Raw genomic sequence first — 20,715 nt, forward strand, 5'->3', positions numbered from 1 at the left:
ACCCACAACTCTTCTGGATTACCGCGCATTCCCGTAGGATGAACCACATGAGCACCGCCCCCGCCGAGACCCGCATCGGCCAGCACTCCCTGTTCGGCTGGTCGCTCGCCGCACTCCTGCGCGAGTGGAGCGCCCGGGTCGACGCGGCCGCCGACGACCTGCCGCAGGGCACACGTGGCTACCAGCTGCTCACGGCGGTGGTGCACGGCAACCCACCGAGCCAGGCGGCTCTGGCCGCGACCCTCGGCATCGACCGCACGGTCATGACCTACCTGCTCGACGCGTTCGAGAGCTGCGGGCTCGTCGAGCGGCAGCAGGACCCGGCCGACCGGCGGACCCGGCGCATCGTGGCGACCGACCGGGGACTCGAGGTGCTCGCCGCGATGGAGGCGCGGGTCGCCGCGGCGGAGGACGAGCTGCTCTCGAGCCTCCACCCGGAACAGCGAGCGGTGCTGCGGGAGCTGCTGGAACGGGCCGCGACCGGCACGGGCCCGGACGAGGACCGGTGCCGCACGGTGGTGGAGGCTACGGGGCGGGGTTGACGACCTCGCGTCGCTCGCCCAGTCCCGCCTCGCGGTAGAACCCCTCGATGTGCTCGCGCATCAGCCGCTCGGCCGCCGCGCCGTCGTGCCCCGCGACGGCGTCGACGATCGCACGGTGCTCGGCACACAGCCGTGCCGCCGTCCGCGGCCACGCCGGGAGCGCGGCGGCCCCGGTCATGACGTAGGACGCGACGGCGGACCGCAGCCCGCTGAGGATCGCCTCGACCAGCTGGTTGCCACCCCACCGGACCAGCTCCAGGTGGAAGTCCTGGTCGTGGGCCACGAACGCGGCGACATCCAGGCCAGGCTCCGACATCGCCTCGATGTGGGCGCGCGCCCGGGCGAGCCCGGCATCATCGGTCGGCCGGCCGGCGGCGTCGCGCACGGCGCCGGTCTCCAGCAGCACGCGCGTGCCCACGACGTCGGACACGGGGAGCGCGCCCGACGCTACGTGCAGCCGGACCGCGACCCCCAGGCCGGCGGCCGGCCGGTCGACCACGGTGGCCCCCGCACCGGGGCCGGAGCCGACGGCGGTGCGCACGATGCCCATCGCCTCGAGGATGCGGATGGCCTCGCGCACGGACGGGCGGGACACGCCCAGCTCCTCCGCGAGCGCCCGCTCCGGGGGGAGCCGCTGCCCGATCGGCCACTTGCCCGCGGTCAGGCCGGCCTCGATCTGCGCCAGGACGCGCTCGTGGGTTCTCACCGTCGCCATGCTACTTCAGTGGTCTGACCACAGTGGGTTATGGTGTGGCGAGACCTCGAAGGAGAGTGCCCATGCGCATCGCCCTGGCTGCCACCTGCATCGCCGACGCCATGTTCCCCCAGGCCCCGAGATCGGTCGTCGTCCTGCTGGAGCGACTCGGCCACGAGGTGATCTTCCCCGCCGGACAGGCGTGCTGCGGCCAGATGCACGTCAACACCGGCTACCTCGCCGACGCCGTCCCCGTGGTCCAGAACCATGTGCGCACGTTCGCGCCGGTGGCCGACGGCGAGTGGGACGCCGTCGTGGTGCCGTCCGGATCGTGCACGGGATCCATCCGGCACCAGCAGGCGATGGTCCTCGAACGTGCCGGCCTGCACTCCGAGGCCCGGGCCGCGTCCGCCGTCGCCGAGCGCACCTACGAGCTCTCCGAGCTGCTGGTCGACGTGCTGGGTATGACCGACGTCGGCGCCTGGTTCCCGCACCGCGTCACCTACCACCCCACGTGCCACTCGCTGCGGATGCTGGGGGTGGGCGACAAACCGGAGCGGCTCCTGCGCGCGGTCGAGGGGCTGGAGCTCGCACCGCTCGCCGAGGCCGAGGGCTGCTGCGGGTTCGGCGGCACGTTCTCCCTCAAGAACGCGGACACCTCCGCGGCCATGCTCGAGGACAAGGTCGCCACCGTGGTCGACACGGGGGCCGAGGTCCTCACCGCCGGCGACTGGTCGTGCCTGATGCACATCGGCGGCGGCCTCTCGCGCGGCGGTACCGGCGTGCGGCCCATGCACCTGGCCGAGATCCTCGCCTCGACGCGCGAGTCCCCCGTGGTGCCCGGTGCCGGCGCGCACGGCGGCGCCGGACAGGAGGTGGCCCGATGAGCACGTTCCTCGGCATGCCCGGCACGCGCGGACCGAGCCCCTCCGCCGCGCCCGACACCCTGGCCGGCATCGGCCGCCCGGAGGACCCGCTGCACTGGGGCGCGTCGTTCCCCGATGCCGCGCGGGTGGCGCTCGAGAACGACCAGCTGCGCCAGAACCTGGGCCGGGCGACGTCGACCATCCGGACCAAGCGTGCGAACGTCGTGGGCGAGGTGCCGGACTGGGAGGCCTTGCGCGACGCCGGGTCCGCCGTGAAGACGGACGTACTGGCCCGCCTGCCCGAGCTGCTGGAAGCCCTGGAGCGCAACGTCACGGCGCGCGGCGGCGTGGTGCACTGGGCACGCGACGCCGCGGAGGCCAACCGGATCGTGGCCGACCTCGTGCGCGCCAAGGACACCGACGAGGTGGTCAAGGTCAAATCCATGGCAACCCAGGAGATCGGGCTCAACGAGGCGCTCGCCGAGGAGGGCATCGCGGCGGTCGAGACGGACCTGGCCGAGCTCATCGTGCAGCTCGCCGACGACATGCCCTCGCACATCCTGGTGCCTGCCATCCACCGCAACCGCACGGAGATCCGCGACATCTTCCTGGAGCGGATGGCCGACGCCCCGCCCGACCTGGCCGACGTGCCGCGCGAGCTCGCGATGGCGGCCCGCGCACACCTGCGGCGCAAGTTCCTCTCGGCGAAGGTCGCGATCAGCGGCGCGAACTTCGCCGTCGCGGACACCGGGACCCTCGCGGTGGTGGAGTCCGAGGGCAACGGCCGCATGTGCCTGACGATGCCCGAGACGCTGATCACCGTGATGGGGATCGAGAAGCTGGTCCCCACGTTCGACGACCTCGAGGTGTTCCTGCAGCTGCTGCCGCGGTCCTCGACGGGCGAGCGGATGAACCCGTACACCTCGATGTGGACGGGCGTGACACCCGGTGACGGGCCGTCCGAGTTCCACCTCGTGCTGCTGGACAACGGCCGTACCAAGGTGCTCGCCGACGAGGCGGGCCGCTCGGCGCTGCACTGCATCCGCTGCTCCGCGTGCCTCAACGTCTGCCCCGTGTACGAGCGGGTGGGCGGCCACGCGTACGGCTCGGTCTACCCGGGGCCGATCGGCGCGATCCTTACGCCGCAGCTCACGGGCGAGCAGTCGGACCTGCCGTACGCCTCGACACTGTGCGGCGCGTGCTACGAGGTGTGCCCCGTCAAGATCGACATCCCGTCGATCCTGGTGGAGCTGCGGGCGCGCGAGGTGTCCCTGACCACCGGCTCGTCGGGGGACACCGCCGACCGGGTCTGGAGCGCAGCCATGAAGGCGGCGTCCTTCGCGATGGCCGACGGCGCGCGATTCCGCCGGGCCGCCCGGGTACCGCGGCTGCTGCGGGCGATCTCCCGCAACGGCGTGATCCGCAGGCTGCCGTTCCCCGGATCGCTGTGGACCCGGTCCCGGGACCTGATGGAGCCACCGAAGCAGACGTTCCGCGACTGGTGGTCCGGGCGAGAGGGGCAACGATGAGCGACGCCAAGACGGAGATCCTGTCCCGCATCCGGACCGCGCTGGGCACCGACGCCGATCCCGCGGACGCGACGGGCTCCGCGCCCGGCGCCGTGCCCCGGGAGTACCGGTCCGCGGGCGAGCATGCACCGGGGTCGGACGCGGCGCTGGACCTGCTGGTCGACCGGCTCGAGGACTACAAGGCGCACGTGCACCGGTCCACCCCGGCCGAACTCCCGGCCCTGCTCGCGCGCCTCATCGCGGAGCAGTCGGCAGAACGTCACGAGGTCGGCAGCCCGGGCGACCGATCACCTGACATCCTGCCGACCACACCGCCGGCGAGGTCGCGCGGCGCCGTCGTCGTCCCTGCCGGGCTGGAGCCCGCGTGGCTGACCGGGCTCGCCGACGTCGACGTGCGGACCGACGCCCGCGACTCGCCCCTCTCGGCGGCCGAGCTGGACGAGACCGACGCCGTCGTGACCGCCGCCCGGGTGGCCGTCGCCGAGACGGGCACGATCGTGCTGGACGGCGAGCCCGACCAGGGCCGCCGCGCCGTGTCCCTGGTGCCCGACGTGCACGTGTGCGTGGTCCGCACCGACCAGGTGGTGCAGACGGTCCCGGAGGCGGTCCGCCTGCTCGGCGCCGACCCGGGACGTCCCCTCACCTGGATCAGCGGCCCGAGCGCCACGAGCGACATCGAGCTCGAACGAGTAGAGGGCGTCCACGGCCCCCGCACCCTCCACGTGGTGCTGCTCGCTTAGCGTCCCGAACCGTCGAACGCCGTGCTGGTTGCGCATTGGGCGCCCAGAGCGCAACCAGCACGGCGTTCGCCGGTTCATGGCCCCCGTCAGAGGTGCAGAGTTGCGCCCTTGACCACCTTGTCCACCACTCGGCGCTCGCCGGCGACCGCGACGCCCACCAGGTCGAGCTTCTCGGTGGCGACGCTCGCGACGGCCGCCCGGTTGTCGACGTCGTTCCCGGTGGCGAACAGGTCGGCCGTGTAGACGCCGATGCGCAGGCCCCGGGTGGCGGCGCGCTCACGGATCGTGGCGAGCCGGTCGCCGTCGGCCACCATGACCATCACCGGGGTGCCGAGCATCGGGAGGTACTCGTGGTCGTCGGCGTCGCGGTAGGTGTCGCCGACGAGCTCCGGGTAGGCGGCGGTCACGGCGCTGGCCAGGAAGGCCGTCACATTGTTCTCCTGCCAGCCCAGCAGGTCGTCGCGCAGCACGATCACGATCTTGGCTTGTTCGAAAGTCATACCGCTCACACTGCGGCCGCCGGCGGGCGGAATTCTTGTACGTTCTTGACATGCCCCCGCTCGCTGCGAACCCGGACGTCGTGCGCGCCTGGCGGCCCGGTGTGCCCGGTGTCGCCGAGGTGCTGCACGCCGCCTGGCACGAGCACGCCTACCCGGCCCACACGCACGACACGTGGACGGTGCTGGTCGTCGACCACGGCCTGATCGGGTACGGCCTGGACGGCCAGGAGCACGCCGCACAGCACTCCGGCGTGACCGTGCTGCCACCGGGCGTGGTGCACGACGGGCGGTCGGTGACCGCCACCGGCTTCCGCAAGCGCGTCGTCTACCTGGAGCCCACGGTGCTCGACGACGGCCTGGTCGGCCGCGCCGTCGACGCACCGCTCGTGCTCGACGACGCGCTCCGCGCCCGCTTCGTCGGCCTCGACCGGGCGCTCACCGTCCGCGAGGACGTCGCGGCCGAGAGCCTGCTCGCCCTGGTCACCGAAGGCCTGGCCTGGCATCTCTCCGGCCGCACGACGCCGCCGCGCGAGCCCGCCGCCGCCACCACCGCACGGCGCGCCCGCGACCTGCTCGACACCGACCCCGCGCAGCCGATCCGGCTGGCCCAGGTCGCCGGCGAGCTCGGTGTCACCGTGCCGCACCTGGTGCGCGCCTTCACCGGCGAGCTCGGCCTCCCACCCCACAAGTACCTCGTGGGGCGCCGGCTCGACCTGGCGCGGCGTCGGCTGCTGGCCGGCGAGCCAGCGGCCGACGTCGCGGTCGCCACCGGGTTCCATGACCAGGCGCACCTGACCCGGCACTTCCGCAGGCTCCTGCGCACGACGCCGAGCCGGTACCAGCGCGGCGCTCGCGCGGACTGAGGCGATCCGGCCGCCTGCCACGCGCCACCGGCCGCCCGCCGTCCGACGCCCGCCGTCCGGCCGCCCGCCGTCCGCTCCTTCGAGGCCCAACTTTCTCCTCTCTGAACCGATTCAAGAGCGAGAAGCGTAGACCTCGAAAGGCAGATCTCACACGCTCCCGGGCCGTCGACCGGACGCGTGCTGCCGTCGGCTCCGGAAGAATGGCCTCTCGTGACCGACGCCGAACCCGAGCCCACCCTCTTCGATCTCCCGCCGGGTACCCGGCGTCCCCGGGCGCGGGTCGTGCTGCTGACCGGCCCGTCGGGCTCCGGCAAGACCTCGCTCACGCGGCGGCTCGGTCTGCCGGTGGTGCAGCTCGACGACTTCTACCTGGACATCGACCACCCGGGCCTGCCGCAGCGTTACGGCAGCGTGGACTGGGACAGCCCTGCCACCTGGGACGCCAAGGGCGCGCTCGCCGCACTGCACGACCTGGCCACGGACGGCCGCGCCGACGTGCCCGTCTACGACATCCCGACGTCGCGCCGGACGGGGATGCGTCGGCTCGACATCGGGGACTCGCCCCTCATCCTGGCCGAGGGCATCTTCGCGGCGTACCTGGTCGACGACTGCCGCGCCGAGGGCCTGCTCGCCGACGCGATCTGCCTGTCCCGTCCGCGGCTGGTCACCTTCTGGTTCCGGTTCCTCCGGGACGTCGCGGAGGCACGCAAGCCGATCGTCACGCTGCTGCGCCGCGGCACCTCGCTCCTGCGCGCGGAGCCTGCGATGATCGAGCGGTGGGTTGCGCTGGGCTGCCGCGAGACCTCACCCGCTCAGGCGGAGAAGGACATCCGCGGTCTGCTCGTTCAAGAGTCCTCGAACACGTAATCCGCGTGTAACCGGATTGCCACGTAGCCCACACGCGTGGGGCTCACCCTGGGCACGGAGGTGGTGTCTGTGATCCAGCGCAACGGCTTGCGTGTGCTCTCGCTGTACGAGGGCTTTTTCAGCGGCGGAGCTCGAGTCCTGCACTCGACAGTGGTCGCCGGTCTGCATCAGGGCGGCCGTCAGCAGCATTCCGTGCTGAGCCTGCACCACGAGGTACGGCGTGAGGCCACCCTCCAGCGCATGGAGGACGACCCCCGGTACCGCGCCCTGCGCGCCGCGGGCGTCCGGATCGGCTCGCTCGGCCGGAGTACCGAGGCAGGGCAGGACCCGCGCACCTTCACCGAGGCAGAGCTCCGGGCCGCGGTGCGCCAGGCCGACGGCACGCACGTGGTGCTCTCGCTCAAGGAGCAGCCGCTCCGGCTCGTGAACCAGGACGCGTTCCCCGGACGCCCGGTGATCGCGTGCCTGCACCGGTCCGACCCCGAGCACCAGGGTGACGCCCTCGGTGACCTGCTGACCGCGGCGGACCGCGGCCGGCTCGCCGCCGTCGTCTGCTGCGCCGAGTCCACGCGGGACGCCTACCGCGCCGCGGGCGTTCCCGCCGACCTGCTGCGGGTGGTGCCGAACGGCATCAACCTCGCCCGTTTCCGACCGGTCCAGGGTGCGCGCCGGCTCGCGCTGCGGGGCGCGGCCGGCGTGCCGAGCGACGCGACGGTGGTCGTCTACGCCGCGCGCTACGACGAGATGAAGAACCCGGAGCTCTTGCTCCGGTCGGCCCGCACGTTCCTCTCGCTGGAGCCGAAGGGGCACGTGCTGATGTGCGGCGCGGGCATGAGTGCCGCCAACCCGGCGCTGCGGGACGACCTCGCCCGCATCTTCGGCGACCGGCCGGACCTGTTGCAGCGCCTGGACCTGCTGGGTGTGCGGCACGACATGGAGCTGGTCTACGCGACGGCCGACGTCGTAGCGCTCACGTCGACGTTCGGCGAGGCCGCGCCGCTGTGCCTCATCGAGGGCTCGATGTGCGGGGCCGTACCGGTCACCACCCCGGTGGGCGACGCGCCGTCGATCGTGGAACGGATCGGGTTCGTCACCTCGTTCGAGCCCGCCGAGATCGCGGCCACCTGGATCGAGGCGGCGGCGCGGCGGGCGGAGCTGGAGTCCGCGCGGACCGCCGTCCGGCCTCGGTTCAGCCACGTCCGGATGATCGCCGGCTACTCGAGCATCATCGAGCGCACGCACCGCGAGGCGGCCCTCCGTCCGGCCCGGGTGTGAGAACAGGCTCCGCCGGACGCGTGCGGTCGGCAGAACGTCAGAAGGTCGGCATTCCGAGCTGCCGATGACCTGACGTTCTGCCGATCACCCGGTGTGGCCCCCGTCGGACACGCGGACACGGCAAGATGACCTCATGTCCGACGCCCCCGTCACCCTGAGCCAGGTCGCCCGCGAGGCAGGCGTGTCGCTCGCCACGGCGTCGCGCGCCATCAACGGGAGCGCCACGCGCAGCGTCCGCGAGGACCTGCGCGAACGCGTCCTGGAGACGGCGCGCCGCCTCGACTACTCACCGGACCCGAGCGCCCAGGCGATGGCCCGTGGCCGGACGTCGGCCCTCGGCCTCGTGGTGCACGACATCGCCGACCCGTACTTCTCGACGATCGCCGCCGGTGTGGCCCGCGCCGCCGAGCGCGCAGGCCTCATCGTCACCCTCGCCTCGACGGAGCACAGCCCCGAGCGGGAGCTCGCCTTCGTCGAGCTCGCGCGGCGGCAGCGTTCGCGCGCGATCATCCTCGCGGGTGGTCGGCTCGCGCCGGACGATGGGGGCGCTGGTGCTGGTGGTGCTGGTGGTGCTGGTGGTGCTGGTGGTGCTGGTGGTGCTGGTGGTGCTGGTGGTGCTGGTGGTGCTGGTGGTGCTGGTGGTGCCGGCGCAGGCAGTGCCGGAGGGGCCGGTGGCTCCGGAGGGGCCGGTGGCTCCGAAGGGGCCGACCCGGAGATGTCGGCACTCGACATCGAGACCGGTTCGACGGCGGACCGGCCAGGGAGCGGCGCACCGACCTCGGACGCGCTCGAGGCGGCGCTGAAGGCGTTCCGGGACGCGGGCGGCGGAGTGGCGCTGATCGGCCAGCCGGTGGACGACCTCCCGGTCGTCAAGGTCGCGAACGCCGACGGCGCCGCCGACCTCGCCCGCGCCCTGCACGGCCTGGGCTATCGCCGGTTCGCCGTGCTGGCCGGCCCGACAGGCCACCGCACCGCGGCCGACCGTACCGACGGTTTCACCGGAGCACTGTCCGAGCTCGGTAGCGCTCCCCCGCCCGAAGACGTCCTCACCTGCGCCTTCACCCGTGACGGCGGGTACTCCGCCATGACGACCCTGATCGAGCGGTCGGGCACGGGGACGCCGTCGGGCAGCCCGGGGCACCTGCCCGAGCTGGTGTTCGCCGTCAACGACGTCATGGCGGTCGGCGCGATGGCCGCCGTCCGCGACGCGGGTCTGAGCGTGCCCGACGACGTCGCCGTGGCCGGTTTCGACGACATCCACACGCTCCGCGACGTCTCACCGGGGCTCACGACGGTGCGGATCCCGCTCGCGGAGGTCGGGGCGCTGGCCACCGACCTGGCGCTCGGGCGTTCGAACCAGGCGGGCGCGCAGGTGCGCGGCGAGGTGGTGCTCCGAGAGTCGACGCCGGAGCGCAGCCGGTAGGACGGCCGGAGCTCCGGGACGTCGGGGGCGTCGGGACTTCGGTCGGGACTTCGGTCGGGACGTCCGGGGCGTCGGGACTTCGGAGCTCCGGGACGCCAGTCGGAGCTACAGGGACATCGATCAGAAAATCGGTCGGTCGGTCGGCGGCCTCGACCACGGCGTCGGTCGGTCGCTCCGCCGGTCAGAACCTCGGCCAGTCGGTCGGTCCGTCGGCCGTCCAGGGCAGACGTGCCACACGGTTCGAAGCAGACCGGGGATCCCCGGGGTCGTGCGGGCAACCCTGCCGATTTTGCGGTTCCCGCGCCGAACCGCAACTTGGCCGTCGTCCTCTTGCTCGAACCGCAACTTGGCCGTATTCGTCGTGCTCGAACCGCAACTTGGCCGTATTCGTCGTGCTCGAACCGCAACGACACGCTGGTGCAATCCGAAACATCGGCGTGTCGTTGCGGTTCAGCGGTCCGATTCACCAACAACCTGCGGCTCGGCGTCCGGGTGAACCAACAAGTTGCGGCTCGGCGGCCGGGTGCACCAACACCGTGCGGCTCGGCGGCCGGGTGCACCACAGACTTGCGGCTCGGCCACGAGGATCACCGGCAACTTGCGGCTCGACACCCAACCCACCACCGGCAACTTGCGGCTCGACACCCGAGGCCAGAACCCCCGCGGATCGACGACGCCCAACCCCACTCCGGACCGCAGTCCCGGGCCGCCGGGCCTCCCCCATGTACGTTCGCCCGTCCGGTGCGCTAGGCTCTTCGGGAAAGCGCATTCCCAAGTTACGACGATGGAGTCCCGCCCGTGACCACACTTCGCATCGCCATGAACGGCGTCACCGGCCGCATGGGTTACCGCCAGCACCTCGTGCGCTCGATCCTGCCGATCCGCGACCAGGGCGGCGTCACGCTCCCCGACGGTTCCCGGGTCCAGGTCGAGCCCGTGCTGGTGGGCCGCAACGCGGACAAGCTCAAGGAGCTCGCCACGCTGCACGACGTCGAGCACTGGACCACCGACCTCGACACCGCCATCGCGGACGCCGACATCGTGTTCGACGCCGCCATGACCAACCTGCGCCCCGCGACGCTCGCCAAGGCGATGCGCCAGGGCAAGCACGTCTACACCGAGAAGCCGACGGCAGAGACGCTCACCGAGGCGATCGAGCTCGCGCAGCTCCAGGCCGAGACGGGCGTGACGGTCGGCGTGGTGCACGACAAGCTGTACCTGCCCGGCCTGGTGAAGCTGCGCCGGCTCGTGGACGAGGGCTTCTTCGGCCGCATCCTGTCGCTGCGCGGCGAGTTCGGCTACTGGGTGTTCGAGGGCGACTCGCAGCCCGCGCAGCGCCCCTCGTGGAACTACCGCAAGGAGGACGGCGGTGGCATGACCACCGACATGTTCTGCCACTGGAACTACGTGCTGGAGGGCATCCTCGGGCAGGTCAAGACCGTGACGGCCAAGACGGTCACCCACATCCCGACCCGGTGGGACGAGCGCGGCACCGAGTACGCCGCCACGGCCGACGACGCCGCGTACGGCATCTTCGACGTCACCACCCCGGGCGGGGACGACGTCGTCGCGCAGATCAACTCGTCCTGGGCCGTGCGCGTGTTCCGCGACGAGCTGGTCGAGTTCCAGGTGGACGGCACCCACGGGTCGGCGGTGGCCGGCCTGCGTGAGTGCCGCGCCCAGCACCGGTCGCACACCCCCAAGCCCGTGTGGAACCCGGACCTGCCCGTCACCGAGCCGTTCCGCGACCAGTGGCTCGACGTCCCCGCGAACGGCGACCTCGACAACGGCTTCAAGCTGCAGTGGGAGGAGTTCCTGGCCGACGCGGTCGCCGGGCGTCCGCACCGCTACGACCTGCTGTCGGCCGCCCGCGGCGTGCAGCTCGCCGAGCTGGGGCTGCAGTCGTCGGCGGAGGGCCGCCGTCTCGACATCCCGGAGATCGTGCTGTGACGAAGGGTGCAGTGGACGGTGTGGGCCGAGGAACGAGGCACACGCCGGAAACGGAACACAAGGAACAGCACGGAAAGGAACAGCTGTGACGAAGGGTGCAGTGGACGGTGCGGGCCGAGGAACGAGGCACACGCCGGAAACGGAACACAAGGAACAGCACGGAAAGGAGCACCTGTGAGCACCGCAGCAGTCACGTTTCCCGTGTTCGACGGCGACGGCCGGGTCACCGGGTCCGAGACCGTCGAGCTGAGCGCCCCCGGCCCTTGGACGACGCCGTCGGCGCCGATCACCTCGCGCGTCGCCTTCGCGGCGGCCCACGTGGTGCCGCAGATCGGTGCGGAGAACGTGCCGGGCGCGCCCGCCGTCGTCGACTGGGACGCCACTCTCGCCTACCGTCACCGCATCTGGGAGCACGGGCTCGGCGTCGCCGACGCGATGGACACCGCGCAGCGCGGCATGGGGCTGGACTGGGCTGCGACCCAGGAGCTCGTGCGCCGGTCCGCGGCCGAGGCCGCCTCCGTGGGCGCGCGCGTCGCGTGCGGCGCCGGCACCGACCAGCTCTCCCCCGACGTGGTCGCCGCGCTGGAGCCCGGCGACGCGGGCCTCGCCACGGTGGCCGACGCGTACCGCGAGCAGGTGCACCTGGTGCAGGACGCCGGGGCGCAGGTCATCGTCATGGCCTCGCGCGCGCTGGCGAAGGTGGCCCGCGGACCCGAGGACTACGCCCGGGTGTACGACGCCGTCCTGGCCGATGCCGAGCAGCCCGTGATCCTGCACTGGCTGGGCACCATGTTCGATCCGGCGCTGGCCGGATACTGGGGATCGGACTCGGTGGACGACGCCACGGCGACGTTCCTCGACCTGATCCGCGCGCACCAGCCCCGCATCGACGGCGTCAAGGTGTCGCTGCTCGACGCCACCCACGAGGTGGGCCTGCGCCGGTCGCTCGCTTCGCTGCCGCCGTCGGACGCGGGGACGAGGCCCCGGCTCTACACCGGTGACGACTTCAACTACCCCGAGCTCATCGCCGGCGACGACCAGGGCCACTCGGATGCGCTGCTCGGCATCTTCGCGGCGGTCTACCCGGCCGCCTCGACGGCGCTCCAGGCGTTCGACGCCGGGGACGCCGAGGGCGGGCACAAGATCCTTGCCTCCACCGAGGCCCTGGGACGGCACATCTTCGCGGCGCCGACCTACTACTACAAGACCGGCATCGCGTTCCTGTCCTGGCTCAACGGCTTCCAGCCGGGGTTCTCGCTGGTGGGCGGGCTGCACTCGGGCCGGTCGCTGCGGCACCTGGTCGAGCTGGCCCGCCTGGCCGACGGCTGCGGCATGCTGCTCGACCCGCCGCTGGCCGCCGCCCGCCTCCGCTCCTTCCTCACGACGAACGGGGTCACCGCATGAACGTGTCAGAGCCTCAGGCCACCCGAGTGACCCACACGTCTGACAGGTCCGGGCGCGCGGCGCTGAACACCGCCACCGTCAAGCACGCCTCGCTCGCCGAGGCGTGCGAGGCCGCGGCCACCGCGGGCTTCGGCGCCGTGGGGCCGTGGCGCAACGTGGTGCAGGACGTCGGGGCAGAGCGGGCCGCCCGCATCATCGCCGACGCCGGACTCCGCGCGTCGTCGCTGTGCCGCGGCGGGTTCCTCACCGCGGCCGACGACGCCGGGATCCGCTCCGCGCTCGACGACAACAAGCTGGCCATCGAGGAGGCCGCGACGATCGGCACCACGGAGCTCGTCTTCGTCGTCGGCGGGCTGCCGGGTTCGACGCCGGGCGGCGCACCGGCGTCGGACGTGGACCGGGACCTCGTCGGGACGCGAGGCCGCGTGGCCGACCGGATCGCCGACCTCGTGCCGTTCGCCGCCGAGCACGGCGTGCGGATCGTGCTCGAGCCGTTGCACCCCATCTTCGCCGCCGACCGGGCGGTGATCTCGACGCTCGCGCAGGCGCTGGACCTGGCGGCGCCGTTCGCGGCGTCCGAGGTGGGCGTGGTGGTCGACACCTACCACGTGTGGTGGGACCCGGCGCTGCGCAAGTCGATCGCGCGGGCCGGGCGCGAGGACCGTATCGCGTCGTACCAGGTGTGCGACTGGGTGCTGCCGCTCGCGGCCGAGCCCCTGAACTCACGCGGGCACGTGGGCGACGGATACATCGACTTCGCCACCATCACCGGCTGGGTGCGGGACGCCGGCTACGTGGGCGATATCGAGACGGAGATCTTCAACGAGGAGATCTGGGCCCGCCCGACGGCGGAGACGGCCGCGACGGTGCTGTCCCGCTACGAGAAGCACGTGGCCCCGCACCTGTAGGTCGTCGCGCAGGGTGGTCGGTAGAACGTCAGGTGGTCGGTACCCCGGGGTACCGACCACCTGACGTTCTACCGACCACCCTGCGCGGCTTACCCGGGCTACCCGGCTACCGGGGCACGCGGAGGGTGAAGCGGCAGATGCCCCAGATCGCGTACAGGAGCGGGGCGGCGGCGAAGCCGAGACCCACCACCGGGCGGGCCGCCAGCACCGACACCAGCAGCGCCAGCACCAGCGCCGCCCCCGCCGAGAGGTACCAGCGCCGCGCCCCGAGCACGACCGCGGCGAGCAGCACCGCACGCAGGCGCGCCCCCGGCATCTCGGGCACGGCCGCGAGCGCGAGCACCGCCGTCAGCACCGCGCCGACCGCGAGGGACACGAGCACCGGGATGGCCACCGCGCCCGCGGTGCGGCCCCAGAAGAACGCCACGTCGACGGCTGCGACGACCACGGCGCCCGTCGCGAGCGCCCCGATCGCCAGGCCCCGACGCAGGTGCTTGCGCCATGCGTGCACGAAGGTGCGCACGACCGCCGTCGACCCGTCGGAGCTGAAGGCGGCGAACACCGCGAACGCAGCCGCCAGGGCCGGCCCGAGCAGGGGCGCCGCCACGGCGAGGTACGGCCACGTCGCCCCGGGGTCCGTCGCCGCGAGCAGCACGACGAGCGGCAGGCACGCGACTGCCAGGAGCAGGTTCGTCATCAGCCCGGTGTAGACGGTGCCGAACACCATCTCGTAGGTCTCCGGCCCGATCAGCGGCCGGCGGCGCGGGGCTGCCCCCGCGGTGTCCGCGGTGGTCATCCCTTGACGCCCGTCGTCGCGATGCCCTGGATGAAGTAGCGCTGGCCGAAGAGGAAGATCAGCGCGATGGGCAGCACCGACAGCACGGATCCCGTCATGATGAGCGCGTGCTCGGCGTTGTACTCCCCGATGAACGACTGCAGACCGAGCTGGATGGTCCACAGCGGCCGCTCACGCAGGTAGATGAGGGGGCCGAGGTAGTCGTTCCAGGTCTGGACGAACGTGATGATCGTCAGGGACGCCAGGGCCGGCACCGACAGCGGCATGATGATGCGCCACCAGATCCCGTACTCGGAGAGCCCGTCGATGCGCGCCGCCTCCGACAGCGAGTCCGGGATGGACTCGTAGTACTGCTTCATGAGGAACACACCGAAAGCGCCGAACGCCTGCAGCAGCATGATTGCCCACAGGGTGTTGTTGAGCCCCCAGCTCGAGAGCATCTGGAACTGCGGGATCATGTAGGACTGCCACGGCACCGCGATGGTCCCGATGTACAGCAGGAACAGCACGTCCCGGCCGGGGAACCGCATCTTGGCGAAGCCGTAGGCGGCGAAGCTGCCGGTCAGCACCTGCAGAAAGGTCACGGCCACGGACACGACGAGGGTGTTGCGCACCCAGGTGACCATGTCGGCCTTGATCCAGATGTCGATGTAGTTGCGCCACTGCACCGGATCCGGGATCCACTGCACCGGTGCCGTGAACACCTGGTTGTTGAGCTTCAGTGACGAGATCACCATCCAGGCGAACGGCAGCATGATGCCCGCCGCCGCGACGATCATCGTCGCGTAGAGCAGGACCCGGCCGGACTTCCGGAGCGCGGACGTACGGGCGGCCATCACGCATCCCTCCGCTTGTTGTACAGGAACTGCACCACGGTCACGAGGATGCAGATGAGGAACAGGACGACGGCGATCGCGGAGGCGTACCCGAACTGGAACTGCTCGAAGCCCTTCTGGAAGATGTACTGGCTGAGCACGAGGGTCGCCTGCCCCGGACCGCCGTCGGTCATGACGAGGATCAGGTCGAAGACCTTCAGGCTCTGGATCGTGACCATGACGGTCACGAAGAACATCGTGGGTCGCAGGCAGGGCAGGGTGACGTTCCAGAACCGCTGCCACGCGCCGGCGCCGTCGATCCGGGCGGCCTCGTGCAGCTCGGTCGGCACGGTCTGCAGCCCGGCCAGGAACAGGAGCATGTAGTAGCCCATGTCCTTCCAGGTGCCCACGATGATCACGGCGGGCATGGCCCAGTCCTTGGAGACCGTCCAGCCGGGCACCTCGCCGTTGGTGAACAGGCCCAGGAACTGGTTGATCGGCCCGAACTCGGGGCTGAACAGCATGTTCCACACCACGGCGACCGCGACGATCGACGTGATGTACGGGAAGAACGCCACGGTGCGGAAGAACGCGGCGCCGCGCAGCTTCTGGTTGAGCAGCAGCGCGAGGCTGAGGGACACCGCGATGGTGATCGGGATGTGCAGCGCCGCGTAGTAGAAGGTGTTGCCGAGCGCTATGTGGAAGCTCTTGTCGCCCACCAGCCTGGCGAAGTTGTCCAGGCCGACCCACTTGGCGGTCCCGAAGATGTTCCAGTCCGTCAGGGACATGTAGAACAGCGTGAACACCGGCGTCAGGGTGAGTACCGCGAAGCCGAGGAAGTTCGGCAGGATGAAGGTCCAGCCGATCAGCGCGTTGCGCATCTTGAGCGACGTGCGTGGGGTCTTGAGCGGCGGCGGGGGCGCGGGCTGCGAGAACCCGAGGGTCCGCTGGTTGCCGACGACCGGTGTCGTCATGGGGTGTTTCTCCTCTTGAGTGCGTGTGGGTCCGGGCCCGCGCGGGCCGGCTCCTCGGTCGTGGGCGCGATCGTCGCGCCCACGACCGGGAGAGCGGTCAGCCGACCTCGTTGGCGACGCGTTCCTCGGCCTCGGTGATCGCCTCGTCCACCGGGGTGGACTCCGACATGACCGCCGAGTGCATCTCACCCAGGATGGTCTGGATGGACGCCGTGTTCTGACCCACCGGGTTCTCCGGCAGCGTCTCGTGCGTGGTGTAGGCGAACCGGGAGACGTCGTCCTGCGGCACACCCTCCAGCGAGAAGATCGCGTCGGCCACGGCGTCGTCGATCAGGGCCGGCGTGATGCCGATCTCGGCGAGCGCGGCTGCACCCTCCGGGCCGGCGGCGAACCGCAGGAAGTCCTTGGCGGTCTCGATCTTCGACTCGTCGATGCCGGCGTTGATGCCCATCGTCGTCGGGTCGCCGAAGGTGACCGGCGTGCTCTCGGTGCCGGTCGTCGACGCGTCGAGCTGCGGGATCGGTGCGATGCCCCACTCGAACTTCTCCGCGGCGCCCGACTCCTGCTCCGCGACCAGCGTGCCGATGTACCAGGAACCCATGGGCATCATCGCCGCCTTCTGGGTGCCGAACTGCGCCTGGTAGGTCAGCTCGTTCGTGGTGACCGTGGCGTAGGACGGCTGCGAGCCGTTCTCCTGCAGGGCGAGCTCACGCTCGTAGTACGGCGCGAGGAACGAGAAGTCCCCGGCGTCCAGCGCGGCACCCTCCGTCTGTGCGAGCGCGAAGCCCTGCACGGTGGACTGCCAGCTGTGCAGGTAGGTACCCGTGACCTGCTTCTCGTCGATGCCCTGGGTCAGCTCCTCCGCGGCGGCCGCGTAGTCGTCCCAGGTCCAGGAACCGTCCGGCAGGTCGACGCCGGCCTTCTCGAACAGCTCCTTGTTGTAGTACAGCAGCCAGGAGTCCTGGCGGTAGGGCACCGCGTAGGTGACGCCGTCGACGGCCATGGGCTCCAGGCCGCCGGTCGCCGGGTCGAGCTCGGCCGCCACGTCCGAGATGTCGAGCAGCGTGCCGCCCTCCGTGAACGTGACGTAGTTCTTCAGGTTCTTGACGATGAAGACGTCCGGTGCCGCGCCGGCGGACAGGTCCGCGGTGAGGGCCGTGTCGTAGTCGTCGCCCGCCGGGTACTCCTTGAGCTCCACGGTGACGTCCGGGTTCGCCTCGCTGTAGGCCTCGGCGAGGGTCTCGAACTCCGGCGTGGACGCGAAGTCCCAGCCGGCCAGGCTGATGGTGACGGGGCCCTCGGCGGCCTCCGGCTCGGCCTCTCCGCCGCACCCCGTCAGGGCCAGCGACGCGGTGGCGGCTACGCCGACCACGCTCATGATCTTGCGGTTCATCTCTACTCTCCTTCGAGTGACTGCGTTCCTCCGACGCTCCGATGGCGACCATCGGGTGCGCGCAGGTGGTCAGGGCAGGGTTGCCGTGGTCCGTTCCCCGTCCGGCCAGGTCACGGCGGCCTGTCCGGCGGTGATCTCGAGACGCGGGTGCCCGGTTGCGGGCGTGCGCGCCAGGTGGACGCCGACGGCGGTCCAGCCGTCGGGGACCGGCGCGTACCGCGACCACGGGGTGGTCGTCGGGCCGGCCAGCGGGGTGGCATCGTCGGACGTCGTCTCGCCGCACACGGGGGCGATGTCGCCCAGGAGCGGCACCAGCGTCGAGACGAGTCCGGGGCCGGCGGCCCAGCCACCGATCCGGAGCGCGACGGCGTCGGCCGCGCTCGCGGTCACGCGCACCAGACGTACCTCCCAGGCGCCGCGCACCAGCGACACGGTGGTGATCCGCCCCGCCGGCGTCGACTCACCGGGTCGGCCGGAGCCGTGGTCCGGGGCGCTGAGGTCGGCGTCGATCCAGTGGGCGTCCGCCGTCGAGGTGAGCACGACGGCGGAGCCGGTGGTGACGACCGGCGGTGCGAAACCCGTCCGGTGCGTCGCCCGGCCGGCGGCGTCGAGCAGCACCACCGACTGGTCCAGGGGCGAGGTCCACGCTTCCGCGTCGAGCAGCGGCGAGGTCGCCGTCGAGTAGCCGAAACGGGCGTACAGGGGCGAGTCGCCGCCGTCGGACCCGGGCAGGGCGTGGTCGGTCCCGTGGTTGATCACGCGCACCAGACCGTCGTCGCGCGTGGCGCTGATGGCCCAACCGGGCGCAGCGACGGCGGTGAGCACGTCGCCGTCGTCCACCGGGAGCGGCTCGGGGGCGGCGGTCCACACGTCGTGCGCTGCCGGGAGCGCGAGGCCGAGCAGGCCCTTGCTCGCCCAGTAGGGCGAGCCGGGTCCGCTGTACCGCTGCGCGATCGGGCGCCACGGGTGGTGCCAGCCGAGGGTGAGCAGGCCGTCCGCGCCGGGCACCTCGTGGTCGGCGAAGTGCCGCACGATGCGCGTCGCCGCCTCGCGGAGCTGACCGGGCCGGCCGACGCCCGCGAAGGCACCCGCCCAGAAGGGGGCGGCGGCCGCGAACCGGTAGGTGAGGCTGCGGCCCTGGATCAGCGGGGCGCCGTCGGAGCCGACGAGGGCCAGCGCGTCGTCGAGGTAGCGCTCCAGGTGCCTGCGGTCGCTCGCGGACCGGGCGGCCAGGTCCTCACCCGCCGCCTGCGCGACCTCCGCGGCGCCCGACATCCGCTCCCACAGTGCCGGATACAGGTGCAGCGCCCAGCCCGCGTAGTGGTCGAAGCTCCGCTCGGGCCCGTCGGCGAACCAGCCGTCCGCGCGGCGGAACCGGTCGTGGGCGGCGAGGTCGCGCGCCACGTCGTCGGCCGAGAACGGGCCGCCGACCGACCGCAGGAAGGTCTCCACCACGATCCGGAACCACACCCAGTTGTTGTCCGGGTAGTCCGGGTCGCCCACCACGGAGCCGAGGTACTCGACAGTGCGTTCCTGCACGTCGGACGTCAGCCGGTCCCAGATCCAGGGCCGTGTCATGTCGAGGATCAGCGCGAGCGAGGCGGCCTCGACCTTGGCCTGGCCGTGCTCCTCCGGCCGGGTCCAGCGCTCGGGGTGGGCGGAGTCGGTACCGGCGGCCAGCCCGGCCGCGTACCGCTCGGCGACGCCGGTCGGGTCCGCGCCGTCCTCCCCCGCGAGCCGGAAGCCGGCCAGCAGGAACGTGCGCGCGAAGCCCTCGAGGCCGTCGACGGCGGTGCCGTACCCGCCGGGCGTGCCCGGCAGCGTGATGAGCGAGCCGCTCGGCGAGGCGTACGGCCGCACACCGGCCAGGAGCCGGTCGGCGTAGCCGGCGAGCCAGGCGCGAGCCTCGGGCCCGGTGGCACCCGACCTGTCCGACGCCGAGGTCACCGGAGCGACCTGTGCTGCTGACCCGTGCGGGGGGAGGTGGTGGCTCATGCGACGAACTCCATGTCGGCGCGGGTCACGGCGCTCCGGGGGGCGTTGCCCCGCGCGAACCGCTCCAGCTCGTCGAGCGCGGCGGCGGTCATGCGCCGCGTCTCGGTACCGAGCGAACCCGCGATGTGCGGCGTGATCATGACGTTCGGCAGGTCGTACAGGACGGACGACGCCGGCAGCGGCTCCGGCTCGGTGACGTCGAGCATCGCGAAGATGCGCCCGCCCGCGCACTCGCGCTCCAGTGCGGTGGTGTCCACGACGGCGCCGCGGGCGGTGTTGATCAGGGTGGCGCCGTCGGGCATGAGGGCCAGCTCGCGGGCACCGATCAGCTTGCGCGTCGAGGGCAGCTCGGGGGCGTGCAGGGAGACGATGTCCGACGTCGCCAGCAGCTCGTCGAGCGCTACCAGCCGCGCACCGGCAGCGGCCACGGCGGCAGGGTCGGCGAACGGGTCGGCGACGAGGATCTCGCGGGTCTCCGGGCCGGAGCCGGGCACGGTGAGGCGAGCCACCACCTGCCGCCCGGTCCGGGAGAAGCCGATGATCCCGACGACCCGGTCGCGGTTGGAGAGCACACCGTGGTCCCCCAGGTAGGACCAGTCGTCGCGCCGGGTGCGGGCGATGTTCGCGAGGAACGGTGCCTTCTTGCCGGCCATGACGATCGCGGCCACGGTGAACTCCGCGACCGGCAGGGCGTTCTCCGCCACGGCGTTGGTGACCAGCAGCCCACGGTCCCAGACCGCGTCGGACACGAGCGGGCGGACCGTTCCCGCGCAGTGCAGCACCGCCTGCAGGTTCGGTGCGAGGTCGAGCACGTCGGAGGTGACCCGCGGAGCGCCCCACGACGTGAGGAGCACCTCGACGTCGGCCAGCCGTTCCTTCGCCTCGGGCGTGTCGTAGGCGGTGACGCGCACCGGCTCGCCGAGCCGCGCGAGCTCGCGCAGCCGGGTGTCCTCCTCGGGACCGAACTGCATACGCCGGGCTCGGTCGTCCATGACGAGCAGGACCTCAGGTCGCCGCACCACCGCTCTCCTCTCCATCGAGTTTCCCGTTCGCTTGACACCTAGACGAACAGTTCCGATCAACTACGATCGAACGAGGGCCCATTGAATCCCACGTAGTAGGCGCTTGGCAACCCCCTGGCCCTTCTGGAAGAGTTCCTATACGATCATTTTCGATCACTC

The 20,715-nt window shown here is 71.9% G+C and carries 19 protein-coding genes; 11 read left to right on the forward strand and 8 right to left on the reverse strand.

Annotated elements, in window-relative coordinates; genetic code table 11:
- The first annotated feature begins 47 nt into the window (after window positions 1–47).
- Window positions 48–542 (forward strand): MarR family winged helix-turn-helix transcriptional regulator, encoded by a 495-nt coding sequence (locus ACFSL2_RS14780; RefSeq protein WP_377198586.1) that lies wholly within the window; start codon window positions 48–50, stop codon window positions 540–542.
- On the opposite strand, the gene ACFSL2_RS14785 is transcribed toward ACFSL2_RS14780, so the two are convergent.
- A complete protein-coding gene (locus ACFSL2_RS14785; RefSeq protein WP_377198587.1) occupies window positions 526–1,248 on the reverse strand; it encodes a FadR/GntR family transcriptional regulator in 723 nt (240 codons plus the stop codon). The genes ACFSL2_RS14780 and ACFSL2_RS14785 overlap by 17 nt on opposite strands.
- 71 nt (window positions 1,249–1,319) lie before the next feature.
- Between ACFSL2_RS14785 and ACFSL2_RS14790 the strand changes: the two genes are divergently transcribed.
- Genes ACFSL2_RS14790 through ACFSL2_RS14800 form a run of 3 tightly spaced genes read left to right on the forward strand, consistent with a single transcriptional unit; the run spans window position 1,320 to window position 4,371 of the window.
- A complete protein-coding gene (locus ACFSL2_RS14790) occupies window positions 1,320–2,123 on the forward strand; it encodes a (Fe-S)-binding protein (protein WP_377198588.1) in 804 nt (267 codons plus the stop codon).
- Window positions 2,120–3,631: a LutB/LldF family L-lactate oxidation iron-sulfur protein gene (locus ACFSL2_RS14795; protein WP_377198589.1), complete on the forward strand. Its 1,512-nt coding sequence runs from the start codon at window positions 2,120–2,122 to the stop codon at window positions 3,629–3,631. The genes ACFSL2_RS14790 and ACFSL2_RS14795 overlap by 4 nt, the downstream gene beginning before the upstream one ends.
- The gene (locus ACFSL2_RS14800; RefSeq protein WP_377198590.1) at window positions 3,628–4,371 is read left to right on the forward strand and encodes a LutC/YkgG family protein; all 744 of its coding nucleotides are present in this window, start codon (window positions 3,628–3,630) and stop codon (window positions 4,369–4,371) included. Before ACFSL2_RS14795 ends, ACFSL2_RS14800 begins: the two co-directional genes overlap by 4 nt.
- Window positions 4,372–4,457: 86 nt before the next feature.
- Here the strand turns inward: ACFSL2_RS14800 and ACFSL2_RS14805 are convergent, their stop codons facing one another.
- Window positions 4,458–4,871 (reverse strand): DUF2000 family protein, encoded by a 414-nt coding sequence (locus ACFSL2_RS14805; RefSeq protein ID WP_377198591.1) that lies wholly within the window; start codon window positions 4,869–4,871, stop codon window positions 4,458–4,460.
- Window positions 4,872–4,921: 50 nt separating this feature from the next.
- On the opposite strand from ACFSL2_RS14805, the gene ACFSL2_RS14810 reads away from it, so the two are divergent.
- The 7 genes from ACFSL2_RS14810 to ACFSL2_RS14840 all read left to right on the forward strand — a co-directional run bounded on the left by ACFSL2_RS14810 (window position 4,922) and on the right by ACFSL2_RS14840 (window position 13,561).
- On the forward strand, window positions 4,922–5,734 hold the full coding sequence (locus ACFSL2_RS14810) for an AraC family transcriptional regulator (RefSeq protein ID WP_377198592.1): 813 nt from the start codon (window positions 4,922–4,924) through the stop codon (window positions 5,732–5,734).
- A 210-nt stretch (window positions 5,735–5,944) separates the two neighbouring features.
- Complete coding sequence (locus tag ACFSL2_RS14815) at window positions 5,945–6,601, forward strand: uridine kinase family protein (RefSeq protein ID WP_377198593.1); 657 nt, start codon at window positions 5,945–5,947, stop codon at window positions 6,599–6,601.
- Between the two features lie 36 nt (window positions 6,602–6,637).
- Window positions 6,638–7,876 (forward strand): glycosyltransferase, encoded by a 1,239-nt coding sequence (locus ACFSL2_RS14820; RefSeq protein ID WP_377198594.1) that lies wholly within the window; start codon window positions 6,638–6,640, stop codon window positions 7,874–7,876.
- Between the two features lie 133 nt (window positions 7,877–8,009).
- Window positions 8,010–9,299 carry a LacI family DNA-binding transcriptional regulator gene (locus tag ACFSL2_RS14825; RefSeq protein ID WP_377198595.1) on the forward strand — a complete coding sequence of 430 codons (1,290 nt, stop codon included), beginning with the start codon at window positions 8,010–8,012 and terminating at the stop codon, window positions 9,297–9,299.
- Between the two features lie 819 nt (window positions 9,300–10,118).
- Complete coding sequence (locus ACFSL2_RS14830; protein WP_377200828.1) at window positions 10,119–11,249, forward strand: Gfo/Idh/MocA family protein; 1,131 nt, start codon at window positions 10,119–10,121, stop codon at window positions 11,247–11,249.
- Window positions 11,250–11,423: 174 nt separating this feature from the next.
- The gene (locus ACFSL2_RS14835; RefSeq protein WP_377198596.1) at window positions 11,424–12,653 is read left to right on the forward strand and encodes a dihydrodipicolinate synthase family protein; all 1,230 of its coding nucleotides are present in this window, start codon (window positions 11,424–11,426) and stop codon (window positions 12,651–12,653) included.
- A complete protein-coding gene (locus ACFSL2_RS14840) occupies window positions 12,650–13,561 on the forward strand; it encodes a sugar phosphate isomerase/epimerase family protein (RefSeq protein WP_377198597.1) in 912 nt (303 codons plus the stop codon). Before ACFSL2_RS14835 ends, ACFSL2_RS14840 begins: the two co-directional genes overlap by 4 nt.
- A gap of 106 nt (window positions 13,562–13,667) precedes the next feature.
- On the opposite strand, the gene ACFSL2_RS14845 is transcribed toward ACFSL2_RS14840, so the two are convergent.
- The 6 genes from ACFSL2_RS14845 to ACFSL2_RS14870 all read right to left on the reverse strand — a co-directional run bounded on the left by ACFSL2_RS14845 (window position 13,668) and on the right by ACFSL2_RS14870 (window position 20,553).
- Window positions 13,668–14,357: a DUF624 domain-containing protein gene (locus ACFSL2_RS14845; protein ID WP_377198598.1), complete on the reverse strand. Its 690-nt coding sequence runs from the start codon at window positions 14,355–14,357 to the stop codon at window positions 13,668–13,670.
- Window positions 14,354–15,193, reverse strand: coding sequence for a carbohydrate ABC transporter permease (locus tag ACFSL2_RS14850; protein ID WP_377198599.1), 840 nt, complete (start codon window positions 15,191–15,193; stop codon window positions 14,354–14,356). Before ACFSL2_RS14850 ends, ACFSL2_RS14845 begins: the two co-directional genes overlap by 4 nt.
- On the reverse strand, window positions 15,193–16,146 hold the full coding sequence (locus ACFSL2_RS14855) for a carbohydrate ABC transporter permease (RefSeq protein ID WP_377198600.1): 954 nt from the start codon (window positions 16,144–16,146) through the stop codon (window positions 15,193–15,195). The genes ACFSL2_RS14850 and ACFSL2_RS14855 overlap by 1 nt, the downstream gene beginning before the upstream one ends.
- 97 nt (window positions 16,147–16,243) lie before the next feature.
- Window positions 16,244–17,539, reverse strand: coding sequence for an ABC transporter substrate-binding protein (locus tag ACFSL2_RS14860; RefSeq protein ID WP_377198601.1), 1,296 nt, complete (start codon window positions 17,537–17,539; stop codon window positions 16,244–16,246).
- A gap of 69 nt (window positions 17,540–17,608) precedes the next feature.
- Complete coding sequence (locus tag ACFSL2_RS14865) at window positions 17,609–19,534, reverse strand: DUF2264 domain-containing protein (RefSeq protein WP_377198602.1); 1,926 nt, start codon at window positions 19,532–19,534, stop codon at window positions 17,609–17,611.
- Window positions 19,531–20,553, reverse strand: a complete 1,023-nt coding sequence (locus tag ACFSL2_RS14870) for a hydroxyacid dehydrogenase (protein ID WP_377198603.1) — start codon at window positions 20,551–20,553, stop codon at window positions 19,531–19,533. The genes ACFSL2_RS14865 and ACFSL2_RS14870 overlap by 4 nt, the downstream gene beginning before the upstream one ends.
- Window positions 20,554–20,715: the final 162 nt, after the last annotated feature.

It is taken from the genome of Promicromonospora aerolata (genome assembly GCF_042682255.1).
Taxonomy (GTDB): Bacteria; Actinomycetota; Actinomycetes; order Actinomycetales; family Cellulomonadaceae; genus Promicromonospora; species Promicromonospora aerolata.